Origin of the sequence: Lacrimispora sp., from assembly GCF_046972725.1 — a bacterium.
Lineage (GTDB): Bacteria > Bacillota > Clostridia > Lachnospirales > Lachnospiraceae > Lacrimispora.
Map to the genome: position 1 here is coordinate 148426 of NZ_JBKVXF010000007.1, position 15525 is coordinate 163950.

Sequence of the window (15525 nt, forward strand, 5' to 3'; positions counted from 1 at the left end):
TACAACAGGCGAAAATCATGTCAAAGCATGGACGTGTTTTCCCATAACTTTTCGACAAGATAAATACTGTGGCTGATGCAGTCAGCCATACGCATTACAACAGAAAGCCTTATGCTCTGCAGCATAAGCGGATCATAGTTTCCACAGCTTCCTACGATTCCGGTAATAAAAATATCCCCTACGGCCCGCAGTTCCTTACTCACCCCAAGGCCCGGCTTTAATGCGCCCCTTCCCAGGGTCACGTAGCCGATATGCTCCATATTTCCAACAGAAGCATCCACTGCAACCACTACATAATTCGGATAACGAATCCGTAAAATAGTCTGATACGTCTCTAGATTCATCGCATGGACCGGACGCTCCAGGGTCCCCACGACCTCCAGATGCTCCAGTCCTTTGTCTTTTAGCTTGTAACCGATTAAGGGCCCAAGGCTGTCTCCCGTGGAACGGTCGGTACCGATGCACAAAAAAAGTACTCCAGCTGCTTTTTTACTCTCCAGCTCCGTACTTATCATATCGTAAAGTCTGGAAGCAAAGTCCTCTGCTTCAAAGGTATGCTTTGTGTCATAATAAAAAACGTCCCGGTTTCCCCGGATCGCAATTCTTTCCCATAATTTCATAATATCCTGCCTTGCTGTCCTTATTTTCTCTGTTCTATTATAAGCCGCAGTTTATGGAATTATTCACCACACCGTTCGGGAAAATCACGAAAAAAACAGGCGCAGGAAAAACCCGTCTCTGCGTGTTCTTTCTGCACCTTCATTCTATTCCTTAAGACTCTTATAAATAGCCTTGGCCTCACTTATGGTAGAAGCCTTCCCCATTCGGATCATATCAGCCAGCTCATCAAGCCGTTCCGGAGCCATATACTCCCTGCCCACATAAGAAGCGTAATTATCGTTGATAAAAAGAGTCTGTTCCTTCACCCGGACCTCAGCCTCCTTCACATTGGCGGAGGCCTCTTCATATTCCTTTAAAAGCCTGTCAAGCCTTTCCCTGCTGCTGCTTGCGATCTCATCGGATATGATGGTCTTTGTGACCTTGTCAAACGTATTTAATGCTTCCCGCTTTTTTTCGGTTATATCCATTAAGTCCTGTTCCATACGGGCGATCTCATCATCATATTTTTCCAGGTTATAAACCGCTTCATTACGGTCCCTCTTAACGGAACGAATGATAACCTTTATCTTCCGGTCGTTGGATTTAATAAAATCCCTGATGGATCTGCCTTTTCTCAGCGCATTCTGATGCCTTACCTTGGTCCGGTTATTGATAAGGACGTAACTGCCGCCAAAGATAAGGATGGTAAAAAAATAGATTCCAGCCAAATAATAAGGGGTTCTCTGAGGAATCAGGAAATAGACTCCGCAGGGAATGGCAAGAAAACATAACAAAATAAAAACAAGCAAAAGCATCCATTCCTTAAAGCTGTCAGGCATATACAGCGCATAATACAGCCTGCTGCTGCAAAATCCGGGAACTCCCTCCTGCCGGAAAAGATCCTTCATCTGCCGTCTTAACTCCCTGTTATTTTCCTTTAATTCTGCCGTTTCCTCTTCGATCCGCTCCTTGATCCCCTGGTTTTTTGCCTTTTCCCGTTTGCTCCTCATCCGCTTTAAAGAGTCCTGTTCCCTGGCAATTTCCTTATCATAGGTGCTTTCGATCTCTTCCATTCGCTTTTTGACCGTAAGGTTAATGGCGTCTGCCACAGCCTTTTTTTCTGCCTCCAGCTCCTTTTCCAGACGTTTCTTTTCCTGATGGAACTTATCCAGCAGATTTCTGCTTGCCGATAACTCCTGGACAGCTCTGCAGGCCTCTCCAAGAAAACCAACCTGATCCGTTATGGGTTGTGCCATCTTAAGTGTTCCTCCTTGGGTTTTTCCTACCACGATTCTATCATATTTTTCATGGTTTTACAATGACCGTCATTTTCCTGCTTGCGCATCATCCTTTGCCGGTGATATAATCGTTGCATCACCAGACCGATGTTATTAACCGCTTACTTTAGAAGGGAAAATTCATTATGTTTCGCATGTGGGCAAAAATAATCAAAGACACGAAAATCATGAAAGACACCGTTATCTGCATATCAGATTACAGCCTTTCCAGAACAAACATGGTTTTTCACGCACTGGAGGACATCTGCTACCAGTTTGATTTGGGAAAACCCTTATGGCTTGATGCCACTGTCCAGGAGTTTCAAAAGCACTCCAAGGCCAGATTTAACCAGGATAATTTCATCGAGCACATTGAGTTTGATTTTCTGGAAATTCAGGTAATTGAAGAATAAAAAAACTCTTCCATGCAATATTCTTGCCTTGGAAGAGCCTTTTTTATTCTGTAAATGCTTACGGCCTGTTACTGGGCCTGCAGAGTGGCCGGGTCAACTTCAGTATAGCCATTTAAGTCCGGTGCGGTCACTTCTACGGTCTGGCCCGGATTGTTGTAGGTAGAATCCGTATCCATAACCAAGGATACCGTCTCGCCCTGAGAGGTCATATCTAAGCTTAAACTGATCTTCTGGGATGAGAAATATCCATCTTTATTAACAGTTGCCTCTCCCTTTGCTTCTTTAATGGTGTAGGTAACACCCTCTAAATCAGTTCCCACCTGGGCCATTAAATCCTTTACATAGGCATCCATCTTCTCAGCATCCACCGTAAAGACGAGTACTTTATTATCTCCATCTTCTTTTGCTGTGATATCTTTCAAATAGGAAGAATCCACGCTGGAGCTTTCTGTGCCCTGCTTGATCTGCTTCATCATCTCATCAAGATCCATGGCATATTTGATTTTCTGTCCCATGGAATCCATATAATAATATCCATCTTCATAATACATGGAAAGATCAATGTTCTGTCCCATAACAGAAGTAGTTCCCTCAGCCAGATATTTCATCTTATCTGTGTTGATATCTGCTATCTTCATGTCTAAATCCATCTTCATATCGGTCTTGTTTTCCCCTTGCGTCATCTGCATATTAACTGCAGATGTCACATCCATGGATGTCAATTCCGAGGTTTTCTTGGTTGCGTTGTCGTAAGTGGCCTTTGCGTCCGCTCCTCCTGCACAGGCGGTCATTGTAAGCGCCATTGCTGCAGCAAGGAAAATTGTTAAACTTTTTTTCATAGCTTCCTCCTAAATATAGACATTTCTTTTTACTACCTTATCAGTATACTATAACCAGATGCCGTTTCCTAATTAAGTTTTGTTAAATATTCCTTGATTTATTAACAAAAAAGTAACCGGCGCCCTGACCAGGATTTTCACATATCCAGGACAAAACGCCGGCATTTTATTTTAAAAACTTATAATCTCTTTAACAGTTCTTCTCTTTCCTTTTCATAACCTGGTTTTCCCAGCAGAGCGAACATGTTCTTCTTATAGCTTTCCACACCAGGCTGATTAAATGGATTCACACCTAAAATATATCCGCTGACCCCGCATGCGAATTCAAAGAAGTAGAACAGCTGTCCCAAGCTGTATTCATCCTGCTTTGGAATTCCAACGAGCAGATTTGGCACATTCCCGTCACTGTGGGCTAAAATGGTTCCGTTCATGGCACTCTTATTGACAAAGTCAACGCTTTTCCCTGCCAGATAGTTCATACCGTCGGTATCAACTTCTTCCGCCTTAAGAAGAATCTCTGCGGGAGATTCCACCACATTTAAAACAGTTTCAAACATAATCCGGGCACCATCCTGAATAAACTGTCCCATAGAGTGAAGGTCTGTGGTTAAATCCACCGCTGCCGGGAGGATTCCTTTTTGGTCTTTTCCTTCACTCTCCCCGAATAACTGCTTCCACCATTCAGAAACGTAATGCAGGCTTGGCTCATAATTGGCAACGATCTCAACCGTCTTGCCTTTACGGAGAAGAATGTTGCGTACTGCTGCATATTGAAGTGCTCCGTTTGATTCGTATGGAGTTTCAAGGGCTGCCGTTCTGGCTGCCTGTGCGCCTTCCATCAGCTTTTCGATATCTGCGCCGGATACTGCGATGGGAAGAAGCCCAACTGCAGTAAGTACGGAGAAACGTCCGCCAACATCATCGGGTACCACAAAGGTTTCATACCCTTCCTGATCCGCCAGATTCTTAAGCGCGCCTTTTGCTTTGTCCGTGGTGGCATAAATCCTTTTATTTGCCTCCTCACGGCCATATTTTTCTATCAGCATATCCTTAAATACGCGGAACGCGATCGCTGGTTCCGTGGTGGTTCCTGATTTTGATATAATATTAACGGAGAAGTCCTTTCCTTCCAGCACATCCCTTAAATCATGGATGTATTTGCTGCTGATGCTGTTGCCCACAAAGTAAATCTCCGGTGTTTTACGTAATCCTTTCGGCAATATATTATAGAAACTATGGGATAAAAATTCAATGGCTGCCCTTGCACCGAGATAGGAACCGCCAATGCCAACGACTAACAGTACGTCAGAGTCTTTTTGAATCTTCTCTGCAGCTGTCTTTATTCTATGAAACTCTTCCTTATCATAATCCGTCGGAAGGTCGATCCAACCCAGAAAATCATTGCCTGCACCAGACTTGTTCACCAGGGTGTCTCTTGCACACATTACTGAGGCTTTCATATTCTCCATTTCTTCTGCTGAAACAAAGCCGGACGCCTTGGAATAATCAAAAACTATATTTCCCATTGCTTATATTCTCCTTTTTTCTGTTTGCTTAAGTTGCTGACTGCCTGTTAAGGAAAATTATATCATATAATTCGGCTGATTGCGACATGATTTTCTTCTGACTCCCAAAGGTTCAGGTCAGATATTCCTGGAGAATCTCACCGATCAGCTTTAATTCTTCCGGATTCAAATCCTTCAGCCAGTCTTCTCCCGCCCGGCTGCTCCGTTCTTTTTCCCGGCTTGCTGCAATCTGCTCCAGACTCCGTTTTAAGTAATCCACATCCCTCCTGGAACCGACGGCCTCCGGAGACGCCCTCTTTTCGGCCCGTTCGGATTTCACATCCGCTTCATCCGGGTACTCCTCGGCCTGCTGGGACTGAATCCGGTTTCTTAAAGGCTTTTCCGGCCGTTCTGCTTTCAGCCTCTGTCTTGCACTGCGCCGCTCCGATTTTTTATCAGGCGCTTCTTCAATTTCTGCTGTGCCTCTTGATGCGGCGGGATAAATAGCTCTTATATTTTCACGGGGTTCCAAATGGGGACCGGAGACTCCATCAAACTCATCCCTGGCCTGATCCAGCCGGTAGATGAGAACATTTTCCAGATAATCATCAAGAACAGCAAACAGTTGCTGCCGCTTCTCCGAAATACCCGCCCCGTGATCCACCAGAATGGTAAACAGTCCGGCCATGATTCCCACGGAACCGTATAATACTATGTAATATGGATCGGTACGGAACCAATAGGAAGCAAACGCTGCACCGCCTCCTGCGAGAAAGCACCAGAGTGTCATCTGATTGGCGAATATGTTCCAGCCGTGGAGAGTAATCCCCATATATTTAAACTCATACATCTGCCGTTCCAGGTACGGCTTGATTCTTGGAATTCCCTGGTTCATCTGATAGGTTGATTCTGTTTTTTGTTTGAAGGATCGGAGACATTTGTTTTTGGTCAATGTCATGTTATTGGATTCTTTAATTAATCTTTTGTAGAGGTTACGTGTCAGCCATCTGGTAATAACTCCGATGCCGCAAAAAGCTGCCAGCACGTATAACGCTTTGCCTGTCTGTAAAATTTCCAGCATAATAATAGCTCCCCTTTCTTGCCCGGCCTCTCCGGGTGATAGGTTTATTATAAACACCCGGACCGGCTTTGGGAAGATGAGAGAGCCTAGAATCGTTCGTCAAATCCTGCCATGATTCGATTCTGAACTTAATATGAATACTGTTCTGCTATGGCTAAAATAAGGTTCACAGAATGCTTTACTGCCTTTGCTTCAAACTCGCTGTAGTCCATATTTGCGCTGTCATCCGCCTTATCTGAGATAGCTCGGATAATAAGAAATGGTATGTGGTTTAAGTATGCCGCCTGAGCGATGGCAGCCCCCTCCATTTCGGTGCAGGCTCCGCCAAATGTTTTGGAAATCCAGTCTTTTTTAACCCTGTCAGATATAAACTGATCCCCCGAAACTACCCTTCCGATAAAAACTCCGATCTCAGGATTCACTTTTTTACAGCAGTCATAAGCCAGTTTCCGCAAGGTCTCATCGGCCGGAAAAGAGAATTCTTTCATCTGAGGGATCTGTCCCACCGGATATCCAAAGCCAGTGGCATCCATATCATGCTGCACCGCATCCGTAGACAGAACGATATCCCCAATATTGATTTCATTTTTCAGGGAACCGGCAATTCCGGTGTTGATCACCCCGCTTACCCGGTAATGGTCTGCCAGAATCTGGGTGCAGATGGCTGCATTGACCTTTCCGATCCCGGAACGGACTACTACTGCTTCCTTTCCTTTTAAAACGCCTCTATAAAATTCCATATTTGCAATGGTCTCCACGGTCACATGTTCCATGGTCTTTTTTACTTCCGCCACTTCTACATCCATAGCTCCGATTATTCCTAACATAAATTTCCTCCTTTATGATCACATCTTCCCTTATTATAGCGTCTTTCTCCAGGTTTGAAAAGCGCTATTGACACCTCTGAAAGGTTTGACTATAATTTAACTTGTTCACAAGAAGATGTTTCAGGAGTTGGAGGTACCAATCATGAATTATAAAACACGCGGCGTTTGCTCAAAAGAAATCAGCTTTGAAGTAGAAGACAATAAAGTCGTTAAGGTTCAGTTCGTCGGCGGCTGTTCCGGCAATACCCAGGGCGTATCCCGGCTGGTGGAAGGAATGGATGTTGACGAGGCCATTAGACGTCTGGAGGGAATTCAATGCGGCTTTAGACCCACCTCCTGCCCGGATCAGCTATCCATGGCATTAAAGGAATACAAGCAGGGCGTTCACTGATAGACCGTAGATTCAATGAGCCGTGGGCTGCAGGAATACTGTATACAACAGTTATTTCTGCGGCCCTTTTTTTGTTTATTTTAAGCACAATCCACTAACATTATTCCAAAAGAGAATGTGAATGTAAATTATCTAAATAATTATTGACAATACTTTCCAATTATTATAGTATGAAACTATAAACATTGCACAAACAGCACAAAAGATATTCCTTAAGACCTGTATGGTCTCCACTTATGTTTCTGCTAGAAATTCCGGAGCAAATAACTGTCCCGGTATCTAGATATATAGAAAGGGGTTATTATATGAGAAGAGGAAAAAGAATCATCAGTATCATGGCAGCTTGTTTTCTGGTAGCTGGTTCGGGGTATTTCAGTCCACTGCCGGCAAACGCAGCAACCACAACGTATTATGTTTCCACAAGCGGAAACGATTCCAACAACGGCCAGTCAAAAGACAAGCCCTTTAAGACCATTGACAAAGCCCTTGACAAAGCAAAGGCCGGCACCACCATCTACCTCATGGGAGGTACCTACAAATCATCATCCACCTTTAAATTGAAAGAAAACGGCAGCTCCAGTTCTCCCATTAAAATCTTAAATTACAACGACCAAAAGCCTGTGATTGACTTCTCCGGCCAGCCCTATGCAGACAGCTCCCGGGGCTTCCAGATTTCCGGTAATTACTGGTACCTGGAAGGTCTTAATATTCAGAATGCCGGAGACAACGGCATCTACATCAGCGGAAGCAACAATCAGATCAAAGACTGCTTTATCACTAAATGCAGGGATACGGGCCTTCAGATGAGCAATGGTGCCTCCAATAACCGCATTATAAAGGTCACCTCCACCTGGAACTATGATCCCAAGACCGATGGTGAGAATGCAGACGGTTTTGCTGCCAAATTAAGCATTGGACCTGGCAATGTATTTGAAAACTGCACCGCTTTAAATAATTCCGATGACGGTTTTGATTTTTACTCTGCCGGAAATGCGGTAAAGATATATAACTCAGAAGCTTCCTATAACGGCAAGAACAGCGGAAACGGCCAGGGCTTTAAAGTAGGAGGGAATTTTACCGCTGACAACCATTATCTGGAAGGCTGCGTTGCGATCGGCAACAAAGCAAGAGGTTATGACCAGAATAACAATACAGGGGCTGTTACATTAAAGAACTGTACCGGTACGAACAATAACGTGAACTTCAATTTCCCAAAAGCACCGGCTTCCGGCAAACATAACTTTAATGGCTGCATCTCCAACGGCGGTAAAAAGAAAGATGTCATTAAAGGCGCAACCATTGTCAACTGTTCCTTTAATTTCTAACTTAAATTAGCAGGATTCATAAAAAACAGGGGGCTGTTGCAAAAATAGATAGATAATCTATTGGAGCAATCGCCCCCTTTTTATACTTAAAAAAAGAAGGAGGGTGTCACTCCATCACTTTATGTTAGTAATTTTGCGACACCCTCTTTATGTTATACTGTTACACGATTGACAATTGTTATCAAATGCCCATCCGTTCCTTTTGATCCTCATCCCTGTTCAGACTTTCCGCAAAAAGCCTGATCAGATACTCTTCAGCTTCCGAAAGATAGCTGCCCTTTCTGTAGCAAGCCATAATATTCCAGGTGGGATGTTCCTTCAAAGAAACAAACCTCACATTTTTTGCATGAGGAGAATATACATAATTTTCACTTACCAAAGCGCAACACATCTTACAGGCTACCATGTCAAGAAACGAATTCTGCCTCGACGTCTCAAACAATATCTGGGGCTCCATATGATTACGTCTAAAAATGAGTTCCTGCAATTCTCTCAACGTAGAGGATTTGCTCATCACAGCAAACGGCTCATACCGAAGATCACTGAGGGATATCACTGGATACCTGGTATAAAAATCATTTCTCAGATAATGCTCCACCGGAAATGTTTCCGGTATTGCAACCAGAATTTCCTCCCTGCGGATAAGCATATATTCGTCATCCGATTGCTGCTCACTGCTGAGAGTCATAAAACCAATATCCAGATTGCCTTCCTCTATCATTTTTTGTTGATTATATACGCCGGTTTCTTTGAGGATTATGCTAATGCTGGGATACTTCTCATGAAATTTGGGATATATATCAGAAAAAATAGCCGATCCGCGCTCCGGGGGGATTCCGATTGACAGCGTTCCGATGTTCAGGCTCGCCAGATCATGCAGTTCCTTATACGTATCCTTTTTCAGCTGAAGCATCTTGCGGGTCGCCTGAATATATATTTTCCCCGCCTCCGTTGGCTCAACCCCTTTTCTCGATCTGATAAAAAGCGGGATACCGATCTCTTCTTCCAACTTCGTGATCCGCTGTGTCAATGCAGAAGGCGTTATATAAAGTTTTTCCGCTGCTCTCGTAAAATTTTGTTCCTCATTGAGCGCTATAATATATTCCAACTCTTTCAGATTCATTTTGCCCTTCTTAGACCATATTTTTACGTATGTTACTCCAATATCGCCGCAACCCTGTCATAAGTTGTTTTCAGCCTGCTTCACATATCAGGATGGGGGCTTCACTTCAATCTGCATACCCGCCCAATTCCAAGAGCCTAAAAATATTCGCAGTTGCTGTATCACTCATAAGCTGAGTCACTATGATGGGTAGAAAAAATACTTTCCTCCTTACTATAACACCTGTATTTTCAAAAATCAAGAATTTACAGGCATTCGCAATATGCAACATCGGCTCCCCTACATTAGATTTTTAATATCAACAATTGCCCCCTTATCCGCAGAGCCTACCAACGCCGAATACTTTTTTAGTGCGGTCTTCATTGGTTTCACTAACGGCTTCCATCCATTTTTCCTCCGTTCCAGTTCCTCATCGCTTACTTTCAGTTCCAATCTTCTTTCAGTGATGTCAATTTCAATCATATCACCATCCTGTACAAAAGCGATGGGCCCTCCTGCAGCCGCTTCCGGTGATATATGACCGATACACGGACCATGAGTTGCCCCCGAAAACCTTCCGTCTGTTACCAACGCACAGTCCTTATCCATTCCTCTTCCCATGAGTAATGCTGTTGTGGACAACATCTCTCTCATTCCGGGCCCTCCTTTGGGGCCTTCATATCTGACCACAATCACTGTGCCTTTTTCAATGGTGTCTTGGCTGATCGCCTTATCAGCCTCTTCCATGGAATCAAAGACCCTGGCTCTGCCACAGAACTTATACATGGATTCCTCCACGCCCGATTGCTTTACCACTGCTCCATCGGGCGCAAGCGTTCCCCTTAATACGGCAATACCGCCTTCTGGCTTTTGAGGATGTTTCAAAGTTCTGATTACATCTCCATATATCACTTCCGCCTCATCCACCAGTTCTTCCAATGTTCTGCCTGACACGGTAAGGCTTTCCGTATTCAGTGCATATTTTACAGTTTTCAGAACTCCAAGTACACCGCCATTATCATCCAGAGAGACAATCGGATATTTCCCTGAAGGTAACAGATTACAAATAAAAGGTACCTCTCTGCTAATTTTATCAAAGTCCTCCAGTCTTAATTCCACCCCAGCCTCGTGGGCAATAGCCATCAGATGCAGCACCAGGTTCGTGGAAGAGCCTGTTGCCATTGCAGCGACGATTCCGTTTAAAAAGGTTTCTCTTGTAAGGATTTTTCTTGGTGTAATTCCGTCCTTTAAAAGCTGAAGTACCGCTCTTCCCGATGCCTTGGCAATGCGCTTTCTTTTATTTGATACTGCTGAAGCTGTACCTGACCCTGGCAAAGACATACCAAGTGCCTCAGTCAGCATACACATAGAATTTGCAGTCCCCAGATGTGCACAGCTGCCAGCTGTGGGAAGTGTGATCTTTTCGACCCGCTTTATCTCCTCCACCGAACACGTGCCAGCTTCCACTCGTCCCGGGTATTCCCTTAATTCGCAGGAGCAAAACAGAGGATTTCCACTCACATTTCCTGGCAGCATGGGCCCGCCCGTCACAATAACCGTGGGAATATCAAGCCTCGCCGCAGCCATCAACATGCCTGGAATAATCTTATCGCAGCCCGCCAGCAAAACCATAGCATCAAAATGGTGAGCCTCTGCTACCATCTCCACGGAATCTGCAATCAAGTCCCTGCTTGGAAGTGGATAACGCATCCCCTCGTGTCCCTGGCAGAGTCCGTCACAAATGGCAATAGTCTCGGAAAGCCTGGGAACACCGCCAGCCTCAATGACTCCCTGCTTTACATAATCCGCTAATTCCCGCAAATGGGTATGTCCCGGAACCATTTCGCTAAAAGATCCGATGACTGCTACAAACGGCTTCTTCATATCCTCCTCATCCATGCCGGTTGCGTACAGCAATGCTCTCTGTCCTGATCTGCCGAGCCCGTTTGTCAAAGTACTGCTACGGTATTTCTGTTCCTTCATTTGAAATTCATCTTCATAATTCATAGTTTTACCAATCCCCTCCCTGTTTGATATTAATACTTTATCAAATCTCTTTAAATAAGTATATTTAGATGTTTTTACCTGTGCTTTAATTTAATTAATATAAATATCAAGCATTTTTATATTGAATTTAATACCACAGGGGAGTGATTTATGTACTGAAAGGAATTAAATCTTGTTAGATATGTGAAAGCAGAACCGGCTTCATTTGGTTCAACACCACACATTTATTGAAACTCTTTGAGACTTTTCATTAAATTAATCTTAACCTTTTTATTCTACGGCAGGCATATCTGGAAATTTCTTCCCTTGAATTGACCTTATTATTAAAATCCTTTTCAGAAAAAGTATCTGCATTTACACTTTTTATAAATATAGTAAACATATGCAATGGATTTTTGTCTCCCCAAATACAGTTTTATATCTAATACCCCTCGATCATACTCATATCTTTATTTCCAATCTATAGTATACATACTCAATAGACGACGTTATCTGTTTCCCTTTGAATACGGCATAAAAAACAAAATGAAATCAAACGGACGATTAAAGTAGGCCAGGAACTGGAAAAAATCCAAAAAAAGCTTTCCTTATTTTACCTGCACAGAATGAGGGTGCCACTCCATCACTTCCTTTTAGTGATTTTGCGACACCCCCTTGTTTTTTGTTTTCTAGCGGTCCAGCAGCTTACAGGCCGCTACCCCCACCACAGTGGAGACCAGGGTCGCCAACAGTGCCGGCCCCACAATCGCCGTAGGATTCACACTTCCGTACTGGCTTCTGTAAGCAATCATTGTAACAGGAATCAGCTGTAAAGAGGAAGTATTAATAATGAGAAAGTTGCACATCTCATTGTTTGCAGTTCCCTCTGCCACAGCTTTTCTTTTTCCGGTAATTCTCCCCTGGCTCTCCTCCTTTCGCCTGTCATCCTCCAGTTCCTTCAAAGATTCCATAGCTTTTAATCCCGCTGGAGTCGCCGCCCAGCCTAACCCCAGAATATTGGCTATGATATTGGTCGCAATATAGGTCAGGGATTTATGGTTTTTGGGAATCCTGGGGAAAAGATAATGCAGCACAGGCCCCATCTTCTTTGACAGCCGTTCAATAAGACCTGATTTTTGCCCGATCTCCATGATTCCGGTCCAAAATGACATGATTCCCAGCATTGTAATGCTTAACATAACTGCTTCTTTTGCTGAATTTAAAGCTCCGTCTGTTACCGCACTCAAGTTCCCATGGAATGCTCCCCACAGAATTCCTGCCAGAATCATAAACGCCCAAAGATAATTTAACATCCGCCATTCCATTTTCTTCGTCTTTGGTTTATCTTATTCTCTACGCCTCAGCCTTATGTATTATAAATCTTACTTCTCGCACAGGACATACTGCCCGATACGAAAAAATCCGGCCCTGATTAAGGGCCGGAACATTTAAGAAAATTTATTTAAAAACTATCGTCTTTTTTGATTTTATGACGAATGATACGATTCCTGTATTCACGGAGTTCTCTGATATTTGTCTGGTTATCGATAAGCTTACCGATTTCAGCCACTACCGTAGGTATTATTGAAAGTCCTGCTGCAAGCAGCCAGTGAGAGGTTCCAATGGCAGTCAGATCAAAGATTCTTCCCACAGATGGGAATGCCACCAAAAGACTGAATACAACAATCATGGCAAGGGTACTGTAAACGACAGGTGGATTATCTCTAAGGGTTCTCTTAAAGATAGATTTTCTGCTGCGGACCGTATATAAGTGAAGGATAGAAGTCCAGCCCAGAACCAGGAATGCAACCGTCTGGCCAATGGCCTGAGATGGTTCCGGCATTCCGGGAAGCGGACGGAAAGCACCGATAAAATAGCCGATCAAAACAACTACAGAGCAGGCGATGGTCTGCTGGATGATTACGGGTAACAGGCCGCCGCTTAAAAAGCCTTCCTCTCTTCTTATGGGTTCACGGTCCATCAGACGGGGATCTGATCGTTCCCTTGCTAAGTAAAGACCGGGAATACCATCTCCAAGTACGTTCACTAAAAGCAGCATAATCGGAGTTACCGGCATACCCCAGCCTCTTAACTGGGCCACCAGCATAATAACAATTTCGGAAATATTGCAGACAAGAAGGAAATAAATGGTCTTTCTGATATTAGAATAAACATTACGTCCTTCAGAAACCGCATCAATAATGGTGGCAAAGTTATCATCCGTCAGCACCATATCAGAAGCACTTTTTGCCACTTCCGTTCCGCTTCGTCCCATGGCTACTCCCACGTCCGCTGCCTTCAGTGCAGGAGTATCATTCACACCGTCACCGGTCATGGATACCACTTCTCCGTTCTCCTGCCATGCTTCCACGATACGGATCTTATCTTCCGGGGAGACACGGGCATAGACAGAATAGTGGTGGATATCCCTGCAAAGCTCTTCATCTGAAATATCTTTCAGCTGCGGCCCCGTAAGAACTTTTTCATTCTCCCCAAGGATTCCGATGTTTTTAGCGATGGCGCTTGCCGTAACTGCATGGTCTCCGGTGATCATGATGGTTCGGATGCCTGCCTTCTTTGCACGTGCCACCGCCTGCGCAGCCTCCGGACGGGCCGGATCAATCAGACCGATCAGTCCGAATAAAGACAGATCCCGTTCCACTTCCTCCGGTTTATCAAGGGATGGTGCTTTTTCTGTCCTTCGGAATCCAAGGGCAAGCACCCGCAGCGCTTCCTTGGCAAAAAGCTCATGCACACGGTCAACCTCTTCTTCCATTGCTTCATCAAATGGCTGTAATGGAAGCCGGTCAAGAGCACCCTTTGTCAAAATCAGGTACCCTCCGGAAATATCCTCTAAAACAATGGTCATCATCTTACGTTCAGAAGAAAACGGAATTTCTCCCACCATTTTATACTGGCTGGAAATGATTTCTTTGGATAAGCCCTTTTCATGCAGAAGCCGCATAATCGCTTTCTCTGTAGGATTGCCCATAATGGTTAATGTGCCATCCTCTTCGGTCTGGACAGAAGCGTTGCTTGCAAGAGCAAATTTAGACAGCAGCTCCTTTTGTTCTTCTCCAAACTCATTCACGGCATCAAACGGTTCCTGTCCCGGAATCCAGAGTTTTTCAATGGTCATTTGATTCTGTGTCAGGGTACCCGTCTTATCCGAGCAGATGACCGAGGTATTGCCAAGAGTTTCTACCGCAGAGATCTTACGGATCAGGGCATTTTTATGAACCATGTTCTTAACGCCCTGGGAAAGAGATAAGGTTACGATCAGGTTTAAGGTTTCGGGCACTGCTGCTACCGCAAGAGTCGCTGCAAGGGTTACCATCGACCAGAACTCTTCCCCCTGCAAAAGACCGATAACAAGAAGTACTATGGCGGCAATGATTGCCACCATGCTGATGGACTTTGCAACCCGTTCCAGACGCCGCTGCAAAGGTGTTTTGATTTTCTGTGAATTGTTTAAGTATCCTGCAATTTTTCCCATCTCACTGTGCATTCCGGTTGCCGTAACAACACCGACTCCATGACCTGAGATTACATGACAGCCGGAGAATACCATGTTAAACTGATCTCCCAGAGGGACACTTCCCTGAAGCACAAGCTCGGAATTTTTCTCAGATGGCTCACTCTCACCCGTCAGTGCTGATTCATCCACCTGCAGATTGGTGCTGGCGATCAGACGGGCATCGGCAGGAACAATACTTCCAAGCTGCAGAAGGATCACATCTCCGGGAACCAGCTCGGAAGTATCAATCTCCTTTTGCACGCCGTCCCGCAAAACGATACATCTGGGAGAGTTTAAGCTGGTCAGGGCCTCTAAGGCCTTTTCCGCACTTCGCTCCTGAGTGATTGCCAGTATCAGGTTTAATATGACAATTGAAACGATTACAACAGGTTCAATAAATCCGTGACCATCCTTTATTGCCATGCATAAGGAAAGAAGGGCAGCTAATAGCAGGATAATTGTAGAAATATCCTTAAGCTGATGCAGAATATCTTTGATCAGGCTGGTTTTTTCCTGCTGCTCAAATTCATTCTTTCCATATTTGGTTTGCCGGCTTGCGGCCTCCTGTTCTGATAATCCTGTGTTCTGGTTGGTGTTAAAGTGTTCAAGTGTTTTCGCTATATTAGCTTCATACCAATTTTCCACTCTATCCGCCTCCTTTC

General features: G+C 44.4%; 13 protein-coding genes. 3 read left to right on the plus strand and 10 right to left on the minus strand.

Going from position 1 to position 15525, the window contains the following annotated elements:
• Window positions 1–20: 20 nt before the first annotated feature.
• Both yyaC and ACLTWA_RS18830 read right to left on the minus strand, forming a co-directional pair.
• Entirely contained in the window at window positions 21–620 is a 600-nt protein-coding gene (gene yyaC, locus ACLTWA_RS18825; RefSeq protein WP_412329447.1) for a spore protease YyaC, read from the minus strand.
• A 144-nt stretch (window positions 621–764) separates the two neighbouring features.
• Window positions 765–1856: a hypothetical protein gene (locus ACLTWA_RS18830; protein ID WP_412329448.1), complete on the minus strand. Its 1092-nt coding sequence runs from the start codon at window positions 1854–1856 to the stop codon at window positions 765–767.
• A 167-nt stretch (window positions 1857–2023) separates the two neighbouring features.
• Here ACLTWA_RS18830 and ACLTWA_RS18835 point away from each other — a divergent pair, with 167 nt between their 5' ends.
• Window positions 2024–2290, plus strand: coding sequence for a hypothetical protein (locus ACLTWA_RS18835; RefSeq protein WP_412329449.1), 267 nt, complete (start codon window positions 2024–2026; stop codon window positions 2288–2290).
• Between the two features lie 68 nt (window positions 2291–2358).
• Here ACLTWA_RS18835 and ACLTWA_RS18840 read toward each other — a convergent pair whose 3' ends face one another.
• The 4 genes from ACLTWA_RS18840 to ACLTWA_RS18855 all read right to left on the minus strand — a co-directional run bounded on the left by ACLTWA_RS18840 (window position 2359) and on the right by ACLTWA_RS18855 (window position 6542).
• On the minus strand, window positions 2359–3129 hold the full coding sequence (locus ACLTWA_RS18840; protein ID WP_412329450.1) for a DUF6612 family protein: 771 nt from the start codon (window positions 3127–3129) through the stop codon (window positions 2359–2361).
• Window positions 3130–3308: 179 nt separating this feature from the next.
• The gene (locus ACLTWA_RS18845) at window positions 3309–4655 is read right to left on the minus strand and encodes a glucose-6-phosphate isomerase (RefSeq protein WP_412329451.1); all 1347 of its coding nucleotides are present in this window, start codon (window positions 4653–4655) and stop codon (window positions 3309–3311) included.
• A gap of 112 nt (window positions 4656–4767) precedes the next feature.
• The gene (locus ACLTWA_RS18850) at window positions 4768–5715 is read right to left on the minus strand and encodes a hypothetical protein (RefSeq protein ID WP_412329452.1); all 948 of its coding nucleotides are present in this window, start codon (window positions 5713–5715) and stop codon (window positions 4768–4770) included.
• 128 nt (window positions 5716–5843) lie between these two features.
• On the minus strand, window positions 5844–6542 hold the full coding sequence (locus tag ACLTWA_RS18855) for a 5'-methylthioadenosine/adenosylhomocysteine nucleosidase (protein WP_412329453.1): 699 nt from the start codon (window positions 6540–6542) through the stop codon (window positions 5844–5846).
• 142 nt (window positions 6543–6684) lie between these two features.
• Between ACLTWA_RS18855 and ACLTWA_RS18860 the strand changes: the two genes are divergently transcribed.
• Together ACLTWA_RS18860 and ACLTWA_RS18865 are read left to right on the plus strand one after the other, a co-directional pair.
• Complete coding sequence (locus ACLTWA_RS18860) at window positions 6685–6933, plus strand: TIGR03905 family TSCPD domain-containing protein (protein WP_412329454.1); 249 nt, start codon at window positions 6685–6687, stop codon at window positions 6931–6933.
• A 305-nt stretch (window positions 6934–7238) separates the two neighbouring features.
• Window positions 7239–8258: a right-handed parallel beta-helix repeat-containing protein gene (locus tag ACLTWA_RS18865; RefSeq protein ID WP_412329455.1), complete on the plus strand. Its 1020-nt coding sequence runs from the start codon at window positions 7239–7241 to the stop codon at window positions 8256–8258.
• Window positions 8259–8439: 181 nt separating this feature from the next.
• Here ACLTWA_RS18865 and ACLTWA_RS18870 read toward each other — a convergent pair whose 3' ends face one another.
• From ACLTWA_RS18870 to ACLTWA_RS18885, 4 genes are all read right to left on the minus strand, one after another.
• Window positions 8440–9381 (minus strand): LysR family transcriptional regulator, encoded by a 942-nt coding sequence (locus ACLTWA_RS18870; protein ID WP_412329456.1) that lies wholly within the window; start codon window positions 9379–9381, stop codon window positions 8440–8442.
• 279 nt (window positions 9382–9660) lie between these two features.
• Complete coding sequence (ilvD, locus tag ACLTWA_RS18875; RefSeq protein ID WP_412329457.1) at window positions 9661–11367, minus strand: dihydroxy-acid dehydratase; 1707 nt, start codon at window positions 11365–11367, stop codon at window positions 9661–9663.
• A gap of 668 nt (window positions 11368–12035) precedes the next feature.
• Window positions 12036–12659, minus strand: a complete 624-nt coding sequence (locus tag ACLTWA_RS18880) for a nucleoside recognition domain-containing protein (RefSeq protein WP_412329458.1) — start codon at window positions 12657–12659, stop codon at window positions 12036–12038.
• A gap of 149 nt (window positions 12660–12808) precedes the next feature.
• Entirely contained in the window at window positions 12809–15508 is a 2700-nt protein-coding gene (locus ACLTWA_RS18885) for a cation-translocating P-type ATPase (protein WP_412329459.1), read from the minus strand.
• Window positions 15509–15525: the final 17 nt, after the last annotated feature.